General features: G+C 49.7%; 11 protein-coding genes. 3 read left to right on the top strand and 8 right to left on the bottom strand.

What is annotated here, in order from left to right; genetic code table 11:
• Nucleotides 1-28: 28 nt before the first annotated feature.
• The 3 genes from ndhD1 to NG795_RS07765 form a co-directional block, all read right to left on the bottom strand.
• Nucleotides 29-1,606 (bottom strand): photosynthetic/respiratory NAD(P)H-quinone oxidoreductase subunit D1, encoded by a 1,578-nt coding sequence (ndhD1, locus tag NG795_RS07775; protein WP_436836038.1) that lies wholly within the window; start codon nt 1,604-1,606, stop codon nt 29-31.
• A 443-nt stretch (nt 1,607-2,049) separates the two neighbouring features.
• Entirely contained in the window at nt 2,050-4,119 is a 2,070-nt protein-coding gene (locus NG795_RS07770) for an NAD(P)H-quinone oxidoreductase subunit 5 (RefSeq protein WP_367288082.1), read from the bottom strand.
• 369 nt (nt 4,120-4,488) lie between these two features.
• Complete coding sequence (locus NG795_RS07765) at nt 4,489-4,860, bottom strand: thioredoxin family protein (RefSeq protein ID WP_367288081.1); 372 nt, start codon at nt 4,858-4,860, stop codon at nt 4,489-4,491.
• A 1,043-nt stretch (nt 4,861-5,903) separates the two neighbouring features.
• Here NG795_RS07765 and NG795_RS07760 point away from each other — a divergent pair.
• Nucleotides 5,904-6,299, top strand: coding sequence for an AbrB family transcriptional regulator (locus tag NG795_RS07760; RefSeq protein ID WP_254566134.1), 396 nt, complete (start codon nt 5,904-5,906; stop codon nt 6,297-6,299).
• A 195-nt stretch (nt 6,300-6,494) separates the two neighbouring features.
• On the opposite strand, the gene NG795_RS07755 is transcribed toward NG795_RS07760, so the two are convergent.
• The 4 genes from NG795_RS07755 to NG795_RS07740 all read right to left on the bottom strand — a co-directional run bounded on the left by NG795_RS07755 (nt 6,495) and on the right by NG795_RS07740 (nt 9,698).
• Nucleotides 6,495-6,770 (bottom strand): hypothetical protein, encoded by a 276-nt coding sequence (locus NG795_RS07755; protein ID WP_367288080.1) that lies wholly within the window; start codon nt 6,768-6,770, stop codon nt 6,495-6,497.
• A gap of 202 nt (nt 6,771-6,972) precedes the next feature.
• Nucleotides 6,973-7,440 (bottom strand): VOC family protein, encoded by a 468-nt coding sequence (locus NG795_RS07750; RefSeq protein WP_367288079.1) that lies wholly within the window; start codon nt 7,438-7,440, stop codon nt 6,973-6,975.
• A gap of 170 nt (nt 7,441-7,610) precedes the next feature.
• The gene (locus NG795_RS07745; protein ID WP_367288078.1) at nt 7,611-8,309 is read right to left on the bottom strand and encodes a Uma2 family endonuclease; all 699 of its coding nucleotides are present in this window, start codon (nt 8,307-8,309) and stop codon (nt 7,611-7,613) included.
• Between the two features lie 75 nt (nt 8,310-8,384).
• Nucleotides 8,385-9,698, bottom strand: coding sequence for a hypothetical protein (locus tag NG795_RS07740; protein WP_367288077.1), 1,314 nt, complete (start codon nt 9,696-9,698; stop codon nt 8,385-8,387).
• 706 nt (nt 9,699-10,404) lie between these two features.
• Between NG795_RS07740 and NG795_RS07735 the strand changes: the two genes are divergently transcribed.
• Both NG795_RS07735 and NG795_RS07730 read left to right on the top strand, forming a co-directional pair.
• A complete protein-coding gene (locus tag NG795_RS07735; protein WP_367288076.1) occupies nt 10,405-11,286 on the top strand; it encodes a prohibitin family protein in 882 nt (293 codons plus the stop codon).
• A gap of 46 nt (nt 11,287-11,332) precedes the next feature.
• Nucleotides 11,333-11,521 carry a DDE transposase family protein gene (locus NG795_RS07730; protein WP_367288075.1) on the top strand — a complete coding sequence of 63 codons (189 nt, stop codon included), beginning with the start codon at nt 11,333-11,335 and terminating at the stop codon, nt 11,519-11,521.
• A gap of 67 nt (nt 11,522-11,588) precedes the next feature.
• Here NG795_RS07730 and NG795_RS07725 read toward each other — a convergent pair whose 3' ends face one another.
• Nucleotides 11,589-14,735 (bottom strand): protein kinase domain-containing protein, encoded by a 3,147-nt coding sequence (locus NG795_RS07725; protein WP_367288074.1) that lies wholly within the window; start codon nt 14,733-14,735, stop codon nt 11,589-11,591.
• Between the last annotated feature and the right edge of the window lie 127 nt (nt 14,736-14,862).

The following is a 14,862-nucleotide window of genomic DNA, read 5'->3' as shown; positions in this document are numbered from 1 at the left end:
CCGTGTCCTTAAATAAATTGTAGAGAACCTATCGAGGACTCCCAATTACCGGGGCTTTCATCGGTTCGGCTAAGGCAACCGAGGCATTTTCCGCCAACGTCGGTACTGAGTTCCGCAATCTTGCGGTTAACTGTACCGTGGTTGCATCGTAGATTTGGGTGAGAATCTTGGGATATAAGCCAATCCCAATAATCGGCACCAACAGGCAAGCAATGATAAACACTTCCCGGGGTTCGGAATCAATCAGGGCTTCATGTTCCACTAATTCCTTGTTTTCCGGTCCGTATAACATTTCTCGCAACATGGACAGGAGATAAATCGGAGTGAGAATGACGCCGACTGCCGCTAAGAAGACGACGACGACGCGGAATGTCAGGCTGTAGGCATCGCTGGTGGCAAAGCCGACAAAGACCATTAATTCAGCCACAAATCCACTCATTCCCGGCAACGCTAAGGAGGCTAGGGAACAGGTGGTCCACATGGCAAAGGACTTTTTCATCTTTTTGCCAATGCCGCCCATTTCATCCAACATCAGGGTATGGGTGCGATCGTAAGTTGCTCCCACCATGAAGAACAAACTCGCCCCAATCAGTCCATGAGAGACCATTTGCAGGACAGCACCGCTTAACCCTAGGTCGGTAAATGAGCCAATCCCAATTAGCACAAATCCCATGTGAGAAATGGAGGAATAGGCAATTTTCCGTTTGAGGTTGCGTTGGGCAAAGGAGGTGAGAGCGGCATAAATGATATTCACTACCCCGAGGATGACTAACATCGGTGCAAACACCGCGTGAGCATCGGGTAACATTTGGGCATTCATGCGGATGATGGCGTATCCTCCCATCTTCAGCAGAATTCCGGCGAGTAACATATGCACTGGGGCGGTGGCTTCCCCGTGGGCGTCGGGTAACCAGGTATGTAAGGGGAAGATAGGCAGTTTGACGCCGTAGGCAATTAAAAATGCTGCATAGAGCAACAGTTCTAAGTTAATGGCGTAATCCTTCGCCGCGAGGGACTGCATATCAAAGGTGACGGTATCGCCGTAGAAGGCCATTGCGAGGCCCGCCAGGAGAATAAACAGGGAACCGCCTGCGGTGTAGAGGATAAATTTGGTGGCTGCATAGAGGCGTTTTTTACCGCCCCAAATGGACAGCAGCAGGTACACCGGAATCAGTTCCAATTCCCATACCAGGAAGAACAAGAGCATATCCTGGACGGCAAAAACGGCAATCTGTCCGCCATACATGGCCAAAATCAAGAAGAAAAAGAGTTTTGGCTTTAAGGTGACGGGCCAGGAGGCCAAAATTGCCAGGGTGGTGATAAATCCGGTGAGGATAATCAGGGGCATGGATAAGCCATCGGCCCCGACTGACCAGTTGAGGTCTAAGGCAGGAACCCAGGAATAGCTTTCAAAAAGCTGGATATTCGGGTTACTGAGGTCGTAATGATTACAGAAGGTGTAGACAATGAGGGCAAAGTCCATGAGTCCGACGATTAGGGCATACCAACGCACCGTGCGCCCATCTTTATCGGGGATAACAGGGATGAGTAGGGATGCCGCGATCGGAAACAGGATAATTGTAGTCAGCCAAGGAAATTCAGCCATGTTTATAGATCGCTAACAAAATTCATCAAAGAGACTAAGGGAATCCCAAAAAATAAAATATCCAAAACCCGCAGGCTGAAGCCTGGGGCTATACGGACGAAGCCTGCCTTCGCAGGCTAAGAACAATAACCCGCACCCTGAAGGGTGGGGCTATACGGACGAAGCCTGCCTTCGCAGGCTAAGAGAGTAAAGGAGGTCCTTAACAATGGGATTTGGATGATTTATTTGTTGGAATACCCTCAATCCGGTGGTCAAAAGTCTTTTTTCTTCGTCTTAGCCCGCGCAGGCGGGCTTCGTTCGTGTAGCCCCAGGCTTCAGCCTGCGGGTCTTTTTCAACCGGATTGAGTATGGAAAACTCACCCGTCACACTACAGAAGCCAGAATTAAATCCGAGGCAATGATGCTGGAATTCTGGCTTCTGCTTGGGCGACAGATGAATTAGATTAAGTCACGCCGGAGAGGATGACTAAGCCTAGAACGGCAACAAAGACGATCAAGGCATAGAACTGGGCGCGACCATTTTCAAAGTATTTGAGTCCTTCGCCACTGATGACGGTAATCAACCCGGTGAGGTTGACGGCCCCATCAACGACGCGATAATCCACTTCCATCACCTGTCTGGCTAATCGGCGAGAACCGACGACAAACAGGGAGTTGTAGATTTCGTCAAAGTACCATTTCTTGCGGGAAAGCAAGTAAAGGGGTTTGATTTGGGCGGCGATCGCCCCTGGGTCGATTTTCCGACTCAAGTACATCAGGGATGCCACGGTAATCCCAATCAAGGCAATTCCCACGGAACTGCCGCCCATGACTAAGAATTCGGTGAGGTTGAATTCTTCGGCGTGTTCAGCAATTTCCAGCATGGATTCACTGGGAGGATGAATAAATGCCTCAAAGTAATTGGCAAAGGGAGTCCCCACCAACCCAATCAGGACCGAAGGCACGGCCAGGGCCATCAAGGGGAAGGTCATGGCTAGGGGAGACTCATGGGGATATTCGCTGTGATGACCGTGAGAGTGGTCATCGTGGCTGGCTTCCAGTTCCCGAGGGTCCATTGCTCCAGGACCAAAGGCGAGGATGGGTTCCCCGGCTTCGGCTTCGCTTTTGAGTTGGTGACGAATTTCGGTGTCGTTGCCTCGGAAGGGTCCTTCAAAGGTCATGAAGTACATCCGGAACATATAGAAGGCGGTCATCCCAGCGGTCAGCCAGCCGACGCCCCAGAGGGCGGGATTGGCTTCAAAGGCGGCCCCGAGGATCTCGTCTTTGGACCAGAATCCAGCAAAGGGCGGGATGCCACAAATGGCGAGGGTGCCGATCGCGAAGGTAATGGCGGTAATCGGCATAAATTTCCGCAGTCCCCCCATTAGCCGCATATCTTGGGCCAGGGTGGGGTCATGACCCACGACTTCTTCCATGCCATGAATCACGGATCCAGACCCGAGAAACAGCATGGCTTTGAAGTAGGCGTGGGTCATGAGGTGAAAGAGTCCGGCGCTGTAAGCCCCGATTCCCATTGCCATGACCATGTAACCCAGTTGGGACATGGTGGAGTAGGCTAACCCTTTTTTGATGTCGGTTTGGGTGAGGGCGATGGTGGCCCCCAGGAAGGCGGTGAAACATCCGGTCCAGGCAATGACGGTCATGGCGCTGGGGATATGTTCAAAGACGGGATACATCCGGGCGATTAAGAAGACTCCGGCAGCCACCATCGTGGCGGCGTGGATTAAGGCCGAGATGGGTGTGGGGCCTTCCATTGCGTCCGGTAACCAGACATGGAGGGGGAATTGAGCAGATTTGGCAACGGGTCCCAGAAAGACTAGGATGGCGAGAAGGGCCGCGACTCCTGCACCGATCGCCCCAGATTGGACGAGATCTTGCAGGCGATCGCCCATGATTTGAAAATCAAAACTATCCGTTGCCCAATATAAGCCCAACATTCCCAACAGCAGACCAAAGTCACCGACGCGGTTGGTGACAAAGGCTTTCTGACAAGCATCGGCTGCCGGTTTGCGATCGAACCAAAAGCCGATCAGCAAATAGGAACACATCCCCACGAGTTCCCAGAAAATATAAACCTGAACCAGGTTCGGACTGATCACCAGACCCAACATTGAGGAGCTAAACAGGCTCAGGTAGGTGTAAAAGCGCACATATCCGGGATCATGAGCCATGTAGCCATCGGTGTAAATCATCACCAACAGGGCCACCGTAGTCACGATCGCCAGCATCAGCGCCGAGAGGTGGTCAATGGTGTAACCCATTGTTAGGTGAAAATTCCCCGCTGCCGCCCATTCCAGGGTGCGGGTGTAAGTTTCATGTCCTTGGATTTGACTCCAGAGCAAGGCAAAGGACAAAACCATTGCCCCACCTACGGAGGAGACCAAGAATGCGGCAGTTGCTTGCCGCAAATTATTGGTCGTCTTGTTATAAGAAATCAGGCCCAAGCCGACCAGCATTGCCGCTAATAAAGGCAAAACTGGAATCAGCCAAGCATACTGATAAATTGGTTCCATCGCTGACGCCCACTTAAATACTTCTTTACTGAGTTAACTCACTGGTTAACATTTTGACATAGACCCGTCATAGAAACGGGAGACTAGGGATATCATAGCGATATTCACTCATTTGCATTTTTGGGGTTTTCTGATATAATCCCTAACGGTTTGAATCCCGAGGTGGGCCTCACCGATTTTCCCCACCCCTCAAACAGAATTCTCCTCACCCCTGAACCCCAAAGGAAAAACCCCACGCAGATTAGACTAGATGGGGTTTAGGAGTTCCAATTTTTAAGAACGAAACACGGGCTCACCCGTAGTACAGGGCCCGTGATTCATCCCCAAAAAAGCGGATTGCTGTAAAAAATTCCTGACGAGAAACTCTCATCAGGAATTGATGGCCGGTTGTAACTGGGAATAAGAATGGGCTTTTTGAGTGTTCAGGAGCAGGGACCTTAATTCACGAGTTAAGTCATCTCGTCCTTGGAACCCTTCAATCCGATGGATAATGGATCCTCCATCAAACAAAATCAGGGTGGGCAACGTCGCGATCCGATAGGTACTTGCCAGCTTTAAGGTTTGATCGGCATTAATTCCGCCAATTTTCACCGTTTCGCCCCATTCAGCCTCAAATCCCTTCAAAATCGGGTTAATCAGCAAACAAATACCGCACCACGGTGCCCAAAAATTCACGAGAACAGGAGTGGGAGCTTCTAAAACTTCTTGTTTAAAGGACCTTTCATTAAGAGACAACACCATGAGACCTCTTGATTGAATCGGTTTGGATATCAACACCGGGATCATGGTACATCGATTTGGGATCGTCTGGCTATCCCCCTGAGTCATCAGTTTCCAGTTTTGCCCCCAACCCCAGGCAAAATTTGGTCCATTTATAAGCTCAAAACGCTCTCTCCACAAAGTCTTGAGGGTTTTCATGTAACCCAAGGAAAAAATAACACTTCTTAAGTTAGTAATTAGCGATTTGTTGTTGGCCATTTGTTGTTGGTCATTTGTTGTCAGCAATACCCCATCTCCCCCATCAACCAAGGACATAAGACATAAGACCCATCCCCCCCATCAACCAAGAACCAAGGACCAAGGACCAAGGACATAAGACATAAGACCAACAACAAATGACCCATACCCCCATCAACGAGGGACATAAGACCAATGACATAAGACCCATCCCCCCATCCTCTGATGTGAGATACCCACCCCACTTCTCCCCACTTTCCCGGGTCAGGATTTTACAGAGACCTAAAAATAGAAGATTGCCCTCTGCTGAGATGATCAATTAGAGAAATATCCCTTGCGTCCCATTCGGGGGAATTTTTCAGTGGATTTACTCTGTGGAAACCGAATCAAGGCTATTAATACCAAAACGGGTTAGGGATTGTGGTGAGGGAAGAGTTGGGTGGAATTGACGTGAATGAGGGAAGTGGCGACGGGACGGATTGAGTATCACCTTCCTCCTACTCGCCTATTTCAGCCCTTATCATAAATCTGGGCAATTTTATCAAGTTTTCTTTTTTCTGAAAGACAAAGCTTTTAAGGGAGAGGAGGGAGTGAAAAATCTTAAGGAGATGGAGTGACAAGGAGGAAGCCTCTGCTATATAGAGGAGTCAGTGGTCTGTCACTGCAAAAATAGCGGTTCAATGCTAAGGGCCACGACTTGATAAATTCCTTTGATCGCAGGATCGGCAATGTCGTGTCTGAGTAATTAAATTTTAAAAATAGGTGTTGTATTTTTTAGAAGTTCGTTTATAATAATTCTTGTAAGAAGAGTTAGTAAGGAATTAATAATGGCTGAAACAGCAACTGCCCTAAGAGGAAAAGCGCTGCTCAAGAAGGCAAAAGAACTCGCCAACTTACCCCGGCGAGAGTTAGCAAAGGCTTGTGGTTACTATACCACCACAAAAGGTGGGGAAACTCGGGTCAATCTGACTGACTTTTATGATGCACTGCTCGAAGCCAGAGGCATCGCCTTGGATCCGGAAGCCAAAAAGAGCACTCGTGGCAGAGAAGCAAGCTATCGGGTTTCCGTCCACCAAAATGGTCAACTCGTGATTGGTTCAACCTACACCCAAGCAATGGGGTTGAAGCCCGGTGATGAGTTTGAAATTAAGCTAGGTTACAAGCATATCCATTTAATTCAAGTGGACGAGTCAGAAAAAGACGGCGAAACCGAAGCGGCTTAATTCAGAGCATCGGGGGGAGCGATCATTAATATAGAGTCCTTTTTGGGAGTTTCTACTTAAGAAAATCAACAGGGTTTCTCTCTCTCAAGAAAACCTGTAGAGGGAGAAAAAACCTTGTAACAGCCCCAGGGCAGGAGGTTCTGACCCGCTGTCCTCTTCAGTAAAATCCCCAGGAAAACTTGTTTTTAGCATGGATTAGGGAGAGATTTTTCCGGGGGCAAATACGTCAGGAAGGTCCGGAAGCCCTGGATTTTCGCTTAAATATTCTGAAATGGGTTTGCGAGGAAAGACCCTAACCGATGGGATACCATCGTTTCGGTGGATGTAATGGAAAAGCCTTTCGCGATCGCGAAAGGCTTCTTTATTTAAAGAGGCAGTTCCTGGGGGGATATCCGAGGCGATCGCCGAGGTATCCTCAAGCAGGAATCCTGTGGATGATTCATAGGAAGGATTGACCCTTCGTGGCAACATCAACCCCGACTCTTCTAACGAGAAGAGGTTAACGGCGACTGGTTAAAAGCGGGATTTGGTATCCCGTTTTACAGATAAATCTTCAGGGATTTTTATTCCAATGGCAACTCAAGTTACTCGATAGGGAGGAAACGGGAGATATTCTCAGGTTTCCACAGTCTCAAACCCCACTTTCCCCGGACTCGCCTCGGACTTTTATCGGTCAACTGTCGAGAGGATTGCAACGGATCTCGATAATAAACCCATCGGGATCGTAAAAGTAGATACCGCGTCCAGTCGGACGGGTGACGGGACCGCTATCGATCGCCACCTGATGCGCTTTAAGTGCCTCAACTGCGTCGTCAAATAACTGCGGATCGATATCGAAGGCGAGATGATTGGCACGGGTAAAGGCACGTTTCGGGTCCGGGTCCGGGGGTAATAAATCCGGTTCGTAAAATAAATCGATAACCGTCCCATCTGGGGTAACAAAATTGGCAACTTTCCCCGTTGCGACTAATTCGCGCAACGTGGTGGGAACAGACTCCCCAGTTAGTTCCTCTAACCCGAGGATCCGGCCATAAAAATGGCGGGATGCTGCCAAATCCCTGACGTTAAATGCGATATGGTGAACTTGTCGCAAACTGCCAGGAGCGATCGCAAAAGTTGAAGATTCTAAATTGATTTGCATGATATGGACTCGTATGAGAGGGTAATCCCGGTGGAAATTTCTCAGGACATTTTCGAGGAATCCCGGATGGATTGGAGTAGTTTATCGGGAGAATTTTTGCCAGAAGTGGTGCGATCGCCCCGGGGATAAATGCGATCGCATCCGGGTCGGGATGAGCGATTTAGATATCCCTACAACTCATCTGGATCAATTCCCATAGAGCGTAGGCGATCGGCGAGTACCTGGGATTTCTGGCGTTCTCGTTCCAGTTCCGATTCCGCTTGTCGCGCCCGTTCTTCGGCCTGTAGCGCCCGTTCCTCTAATTCCAACGTGGTGAGAAATGGTTCGCCATCGGGACGATACAGTTGCAATCCCGTGTCTGCCATTTGAAAGCGTACCCCAAGGCGGGGACTCACCCAGCCGTCCATTTGTTCGATCGGTTGTAAACCCTCCTCACCCTTGCACCATCCTGCTAAATCCAGTAAATCGGGATGATAGAGATAATATTCTTCTACACCGTAGTTCTGATAAAACGCCAATTTCTTGGCCATTTCCGAGGGACGGTTCCCGGGAGACCAAATTTCAAAAACTACCTGCGGGGGGATATTCTCTTCCTTCCATTGTTGGTAAGACCCTCGATATCCTTTGGGTCGTCCGAATGCTACCATCACATCCGGCGCTTGTCTGAGTTTATTATTTCCTTCAACGGGATACCACAATAAATCTCCGGCGACGAAGACATTCGGATCGGGAGCATAGACCCGTTCTAAATTTTCTTTAATCCAGACGATCAGCGCAAATTGTTGGGTATTGTCTGCCATTGGTTGACCATCGCTATCCGGGTAGATGACGGTTGCCTGGGGTTCAGGCGATCGCACTTCTGTAACCATAGCTATTTCTCCGGGGGGTTGTGCTAGACTTAATTTTAGCAGGAGAAACGTGCGATCGCCGGATCAACCCCCGCATCACTTCCCGAGTTTTTGCCAGAGGGAGAGGGCTACAAAAGTGACTAAACTGGCGACCCCTCCGCAAATTACACTTAACAATAAGAGCCCAGTCAAGCCTGAATTTGTCCCCGGATTCACGGAGGAAACAGGAGGATTCATCGAAGAAGCGACGGCTACTATACAACCTGTCGCCACACCGACTCCCCCGATCGCCACTGCGGTTTTAACGGTGCGATCGCGCTGGGCCTGACGAATTTCCACCTGACCCTGAATCATCTGGGTTAGATGTTGTATCCGTTCCAAATTTAAGCGGAATGCATTGATATCCCCTTGCAGTCGAGGGAGGTAAGTTTGTTTGACGGAGGTGCTGAATTGTTTTAAAAACGTGAGGTCTGTTAACCCTAAACCATCAGCATCTTGTTCTAACTGATGGCAATATTGATCATAATGGTCGATATAGATTTCCATCCAATTGAAATAGCTCTCTAACGTCGTGAATCCGGTGAGCAATCCGCAGAGAGCATCCCTCGTGGTTTTGAGGTGATAGAGACTTAGCTCAGAATAATCAGCGATCGCCTCAATCTGGTGATATTTGTCGATTAGCTGTTGTTTGAGCTGTTGACTCTGGCAGTGGGCCCAAACAATTTGATGGCGAGATAATAAAACTTGTTGCCATTGTTCATAAAATCCCCATCCCGCTTGAAACATTTCGCGATCGGGATACAGAAGCAGGAGTAAATAACTATTGCCTTCAATTGTCGCCCCAGTGTTTCCCCGAGATGTCCGCCAAAACTCATGCAGTTTCACCCCCACATAGTCTCCTGTTGCGCGATGATGCCATCCTTCCGGAGAGATTAAGGTTTTATAGCTCTCTTCGGCCAGTTTTTCGATTTGAGTGGAATTGCCATGTTCCCAAACTCCTGAAATTAGCCAAGTTTGTCCTAAATTATCGGGGGAATAGGGGTTAGGGGTTAGGGGTTTGAGGGTACTCAGCAGACTCTGAATTTGATGGGCGTTATATCTTTCCTGAACTGAACCATCAAAGATTAAGGCATAAGTCTGATGGAGACTACGCCGCAGATAGCGTCCGAGGATGGTGTGGTTATGGAGGGTTCCTTTAAATTTTAAATCGGCGGTGGGTTGGGACTGGAGAGCGAGGAAAGTTTCCTGACAATCCGGGGCGATCGCATCGGGGATTAATCGAGAAATATCCCCCACTATTTTTTCTAAAACTGAGTGATAATTCCGTTGACTGCTTTCTAGGCTGATGCCTAACCCTTCTTTGAGATGGTAACTAAATAAATATAAGTTAGGAGCGTTGATTTCTAGCATGAATTTGGGGGCAGGTCAGATCTAATCGAAAAGACGCATTTAATTGTACCGCAGATTTGAGGGAATAATTAATATAAGTTTAGGGAAATTAACAGAAATTGGGGTCTAAATCTGCTTCGGGTTGCAGCGCGATCGGTGTTGGGGAAGGGGGGGGATATTGCTTGTGAGATATAGGGTGCGGTGAAGAAAGTTGGAGGGATAATGTAGTCTGGTTTTGAGTCACTTTGTATTGTTAGCAGGATTAAAGGGAAGAAACGACTGAAGTCGGGACGTTGAACAGGGGAAACGACTGAAGTCGGGACGTTGAATACTCCCCATCTTCCCTATCTCCTCTATCTTCCCCATCTCCCCTATCTTCCCCATCTCCCCCATCCCCTCCATGATAGAAACTTCCGGGCAGTTTCCGGACTTAGGGGGTTTTTTGTTGAAACAAGCGCACCAAGGCTCTGTTTAGGGGTTTTGCGGTGATCATGAATTGATTGATTGACTAGGGTAAGTCCCCAATCCATCAAAAAAATTTATGGCAAGTTGTTGTCCAGCGATCGCTCGGGTGGGGTATCCGGTGTGGTATCCTAGCAAGATTCGTGGGGCAGCAGTTGGATTGCCCCGGGGAAAACTTGAAAGACTCTCATCGCGTTGATTGATTTAAACTGAATTGTATTTTATTGTCGATGTCCTGTTCATTACAGCAGTTTGAGGTAATCCCATGACCTTCATTGCCACAATCCTCACCAGTCTCCTCTCAATTCTGGTGGTTCTTGTCGGGCCGAAGTTTTCGGATGAGAAACATCGCAATACTGTGCGCGCTGTTGCCCTTTTAATCGGCATTTTGGCGGCGACAGTTTCCTTGTTGAAAACCTTTACGATTATCCCATCGGGCAAGGTTGGGGTGATTGAGGTGTTTGGGAAGGTAGACCCCCAACCCTTGAATCCCGGGGTGCATTGGGTGAACCCATTTGGAAATGTTTTGAAGTTTTCCACGCGCTTGCGGGATATGCCGGAAAAAATTGCAGCTACCTCCCAAGAAGGGTTAAACCTGGTGGTAGAGGGGACGATCCAGTATCGCTTAGACCCGAATAGTGCAGCGGATCTGTATCAAAATGTGGGTGTCAATGATGGTGAAATCGTGCGATCGCGGTTTCAAGCGATTATGCGGGAAATTACATCCAGTTATCCCGCTAGAGACATTTACACGGCTAAACGAGAGGAAGTCACCCGGCGACTGCGGTTGTCCATGCGGGAGTCTTTAACGCCTCTGGGTTTTATTGTAGAAGAAGCCTTTCTCAAGGATGTGGCGCTACCGGAGAAATTGCAAGCTGCCATTGAACAGAAAATGGAGGTAGAACAGGACAATCAGCGCATGGAGTTAGTGCTAGAAAAAGAGCGGCAAGAAGCGGAACGCAAGCGGATTGAAGCCTTGGGAATTGCGGAGTATCAACAAATTATTTCCCCGGGTTTAACGTCGCAATTCTTGCAATGGCGCAGTATTGAAGCAACCGATCGCCTTGCCAATTCTAATAACAGTAAAGTGGTAATTATGGGCGGGTCCGGCAATAATGCGACTACGCCGGTGATTCTGCAACCCTAGACGATCGCCCATTTTGCTGTAACCCCCTTTTTCTTAATCTAAACCGATGGCTGAACCCTCCAAATACTATATTGTCAAGGGCAAAAACGGAACTTGTGAAATTCTCCCCAGCAGCAGCCTGGAAGGGACGGACCCGCCGGAACTCGGGGAGAACTGGGGACCCTTTGAGTCCCGAGAGGAGGCGATCGCCCGCCGTGTGGGTTTGATTCGCGCCGGAAAGTGCCAACCGTTATAACCTGGACGGGAGAACCCATCGGTGTCATACAGGAATAAGGCACCGATTGATTCCCCTGAATCGGTGACTAGCGGCCCATCTTGACTAAAACCCAGTCCCGGGACTCCTCTGCCAGAGAGAAATCCGGTTGAATTTCTAGGGCTTTTTCGTAGGAAACTAGAGCCTCATCGTACCGTTCAATGGACTCCAGGGCGATTCCCCGTTGAGTCCAGACTAAGGCATCTTGGGTTTGAGCGGCGATCGCCTGATCAAACGATTCGATCGCATCAGTATAACGCCGGAGTTCATTGAGTGCGATCCCCCGATTCGCCCAGGATCTGCCATCCCTTGGCTCAATCTTAACCGCTTGATCAAACGAGGTCACTGCCTCTTCATAACGGCGTAGTTCCATTTGTGCCAAACCGCGATCGCGCCAACCTAGATGAAAACTCTCCTCAATCGCCAAAGCGCGATCAAACGCCTCGATCGCCTCAAAGTGACGACCCAACCCCAGACTCAGCAAGACGCCGCGATTATGCCAGCCTTTATAAAAATCCGGTTCGATCGCCAGAGCCTGATCGTAAGCCGCTAACGCCTCCGTAAATTGAGACGCACTATACAGCGTCGTTCCCTTGGCATTCCAGGCGAGATAAAACTCCGGATTAATCTCCAAAGCGCGATCAAACGAAGCGATCGCCTCATCCAGACGCTGTAACTGATTGAGTAATCGACCCCGTTCCAACCAGGCATTCAAATCATCCGGGTTGCTTGCCAACTGGCTATCGTAAGCAGCCAGAGAGCGTTCAAAAGCGCGATCGGCCTCCTGGGGACGTTGCAAATAGTCTAAAACTAACGCCTTGCGTTCCCAGCCTTGCGGGTCATTCGGCTCCTCTTCTAGGGCTTGGTCCAGGGCTCCTAGAGCCTCATCGTAGCGATGTAAACTGAGTAAAGCCAGACCCCGACCCTTCAGGGCATTCACATCATTGCGACGAAGTTCTAAAGCGCGATCATGAGCTGCGATCGCCTCCTCGTAGCGCTGTAATTGATACAAAGTTTCCCCACGATTGTTCCAATACCGGGCATTTTTCGGTTCTAAACGACTGGCATTGTCATAAGCCACGAGAGCCGAGTCATAGCGATCAAGCAGATAAAGCGCATCCCCACGACATTTCCAAGCCAAGGCATAATCCGCCGTAATCCCGATCGCCTGATCGCACTCATCCAGGGCTTCCAGGTACTCCTGAGACTCCAAAAGCAGGCTGGCATTTTCGATAAATTGGTCCGAGTCTTGACGCGCTTGGCGCGTTTGCTGAGAATTGCTCAGGGCGATCGCCACCCCTGCCGTTCCCATCAGGGCCACCGCTGCCAGAATCGGCCAGGGTTTGGCAAAGGGTAACTTTTTGGAAACTTGGGTCACCCCGGCTACAGCGGCAGCGCCGATGGGAGCCTTCGCTTTATTCGCAACTGGGGGACTCGCCCCTAGGTCTGCCTGGGGCTGTTCTGGGGGGACCTGGGGAGAGACAAAACCCTCCGCCCCCATCGGCACCGGGACCGACTCCTCCAAGGGGGCAATGACCGGCTCTTGGAGGGCGCGCAGATCCGCTAACACCTCCTGAGCCGATTCATAGCGCTCGCGGAAATAAGAGCGCACCATTTTATCCAGAATTGCCCCAAAGCGATCGCTCACCTGAACGTGCTTGCGCCAACTGAGCTCGCCCGTATGGGGTTCCGTCCCCAGATAATCCGGACGCACCCCGGTTAACGCTTGCAGGGCCACTGCTCCCAGAGCATAGATATCACTATTCGGGCGGGGATTGCCCACCATTTGTTCCTTCGGCATATAGCCCGGAGTGCCGATCGCCGTCGAAGTCGTGAGCTGGCCCTGGTCAATCGTCAAGGTGCCAATTTGCTTCACCGCGCCAAAATTGGTCAGCATCACCTTACCGTCGGACTGACGCCGGAAGATACTCCAGGGGGTTAAATCCAAATGAATGGCATGATGTTCATGAACGAAGGCGAGAGTTTCTAGGACCTCTTGTAATAAAGCGACTGCCTCTTTTTCCTCGTACTTTTTGCCCTGGAGCAATTCATGAGAAAGGGACTGTCCCTCAATCTGCTCCTGGACCAAATAAAATGCCCCATTTTGCTCAAAATCTGCCAGCAACGTGGGGATGCGGTCATGAGTGCCTAAACGGTGTAACAATTGCGCTTCCGCATCAAAAAAGCTTTTCGCTTCCCACCAGGGAAAGGTCTCTTGTTGAGCCGGTTTAATTTGCTCTACCGTACACCAGGGCATTTCCTGGCGTTGTAAATCCTCCCCTAAAAAGGTTTTACTAAAGCGGCGTTCGGCTAACAAACTCACCAGTTGATAGCGACCATCGAGGAGATTGCCAATTTCATGTAAAGACCGTAAATCAGCGATGACCTCCGTCGCCTGTTGGTAGCGGTCTTGATAGTCTGAACGCACCATTTTATCCAGAATCTGAGCCAACTTCGGGTTCACCGGGGCCAAATGGTGCCAGATCGTTTGACCCGTTTTGGGGTCCCGTTCTAACTCCCGGGGGGGGACGCCGGTTAAGGCTTGAATCGCGGTCATACCGAGGGCATAAATATCGCTATTAAAGCGAGGTTTGCCCCCGAGTTGTTCGATGGGGACATAACCTGGAGTGCCGATCGCCGCTGTGCCAATTTGACCTTGAGGATTGATAGCTAAAGTTTCGATTTCTTTAAGCGCTCCAAAATCCACCGGGATAATTTTGCGATCGCCAGTCCGTCGGATTAAATTAGAGGGTTTAATATTGCGATGAATCACCGAGTGCTGATGAATGAACGCTAACACTTCCAGGACTTGATGCAATAGTGCCATCACCAAGCCTTCACTCCAGCGGTTGCCTCGGATAATTTCTTGACTGAGGTCTTGACCTGGGATAAATTCTTCAACAATATAAAATTTTTGCTCCTCCTCAAACCCATCCAAAATTCCCGGAATCAGGGGATGAGCGCTTAATTTTTGCATGACTTCGATTTCTCGTTGCAAGCGCCCACGGGCTTCTTCAACCAGGGTGGGATTGGAAAGATTCGGCTGGAGTTGTTTAATGACACAGGGGCGCGGTTGGTCCGGCTGTTGTCGGTCTTCAGCCAGATAGAGTTTACCAAAAGCACCTCGCTTGAGGTCTTTGATGAGTTGATAGCGCCCTTGGATGAGCTGTCCGGTCATGGCGTTCATCAGTTGCATAGCTTTAGATCTGCGGCGGCGGTTGAGTGAATAGTTTTCCGGGGCGAGAGAGCCCCTTGGTTATGGAGTTTTTGGGTGCGATCGCGAGGTTTAGGATGATGATTTAGACGGGTGGCACCCTTTCGCG

The sequence above is a fragment of the Laspinema palackyanum D2c genome (genome assembly GCF_025370875.1).
Lineage (GTDB): Bacteria > Cyanobacteriota > Cyanobacteriia > Cyanobacteriales > Laspinemataceae > Laspinema > Laspinema palackyanum.
Note: the sequence above shows the minus strand (reverse complement) of the source record. Positions and strands in the feature narration are given on the sequence as shown.

Excerpts from the sequence above, each read along its gene's own strand:
- ndhD1 (WP_436836038.1), bottom strand. The coding sequence starts at position 1,606 with ATGGCTGAATTTCCTTGGCTGACTACAATTATCCTGTTTCCGATCGCG.
- NG795_RS07770 (WP_367288082.1), bottom strand. The coding sequence starts at position 4,119 with ATGGAACCAATTTATCAGTATGCTTGGCTGATTCCAGTTTTGCCTTTA.
- NG795_RS07765 (WP_367288081.1), bottom strand. The coding sequence starts at position 4,860 with ATGGTGTTGTCTCTTAATGAAAGGTCCTTTAAACAAGAAGTTTTAGAA.
- NG795_RS07760 (WP_254566134.1), top strand. The coding sequence starts at position 5,904 with ATGGCTGAAACAGCAACTGCCCTAAGAGGAAAAGCGCTGCTCAAGAAG.
- NG795_RS07755 (WP_367288080.1), bottom strand. The coding sequence starts at position 6,770 with ATGTTGCCACGAAGGGTCAATCCTTCCTATGAATCATCCACAGGATTC.
- NG795_RS07750 (WP_367288079.1), bottom strand. The coding sequence starts at position 7,440 with ATGCAAATCAATTTAGAATCTTCAACTTTTGCGATCGCTCCTGGCAGT.
- NG795_RS07745 (WP_367288078.1), bottom strand. The coding sequence starts at position 8,309 with ATGGTTACAGAAGTGCGATCGCCTGAACCCCAGGCAACCGTCATCTAC.
- NG795_RS07740 (WP_367288077.1), bottom strand. The coding sequence starts at position 9,698 with ATGCTAGAAATCAACGCTCCTAACTTATATTTATTTAGTTACCATCTC.
- NG795_RS07735 (WP_367288076.1), top strand. The coding sequence starts at position 10,405 with ATGACCTTCATTGCCACAATCCTCACCAGTCTCCTCTCAATTCTGGTG.
- NG795_RS07730 (WP_367288075.1), top strand. The coding sequence starts at position 11,333 with ATGGCTGAACCCTCCAAATACTATATTGTCAAGGGCAAAAACGGAACT.
- NG795_RS07725 (WP_367288074.1), bottom strand. The coding sequence starts at position 14,735 with ATGCAACTGATGAACGCCATGACCGGACAGCTCATCCAAGGGCGCTAT.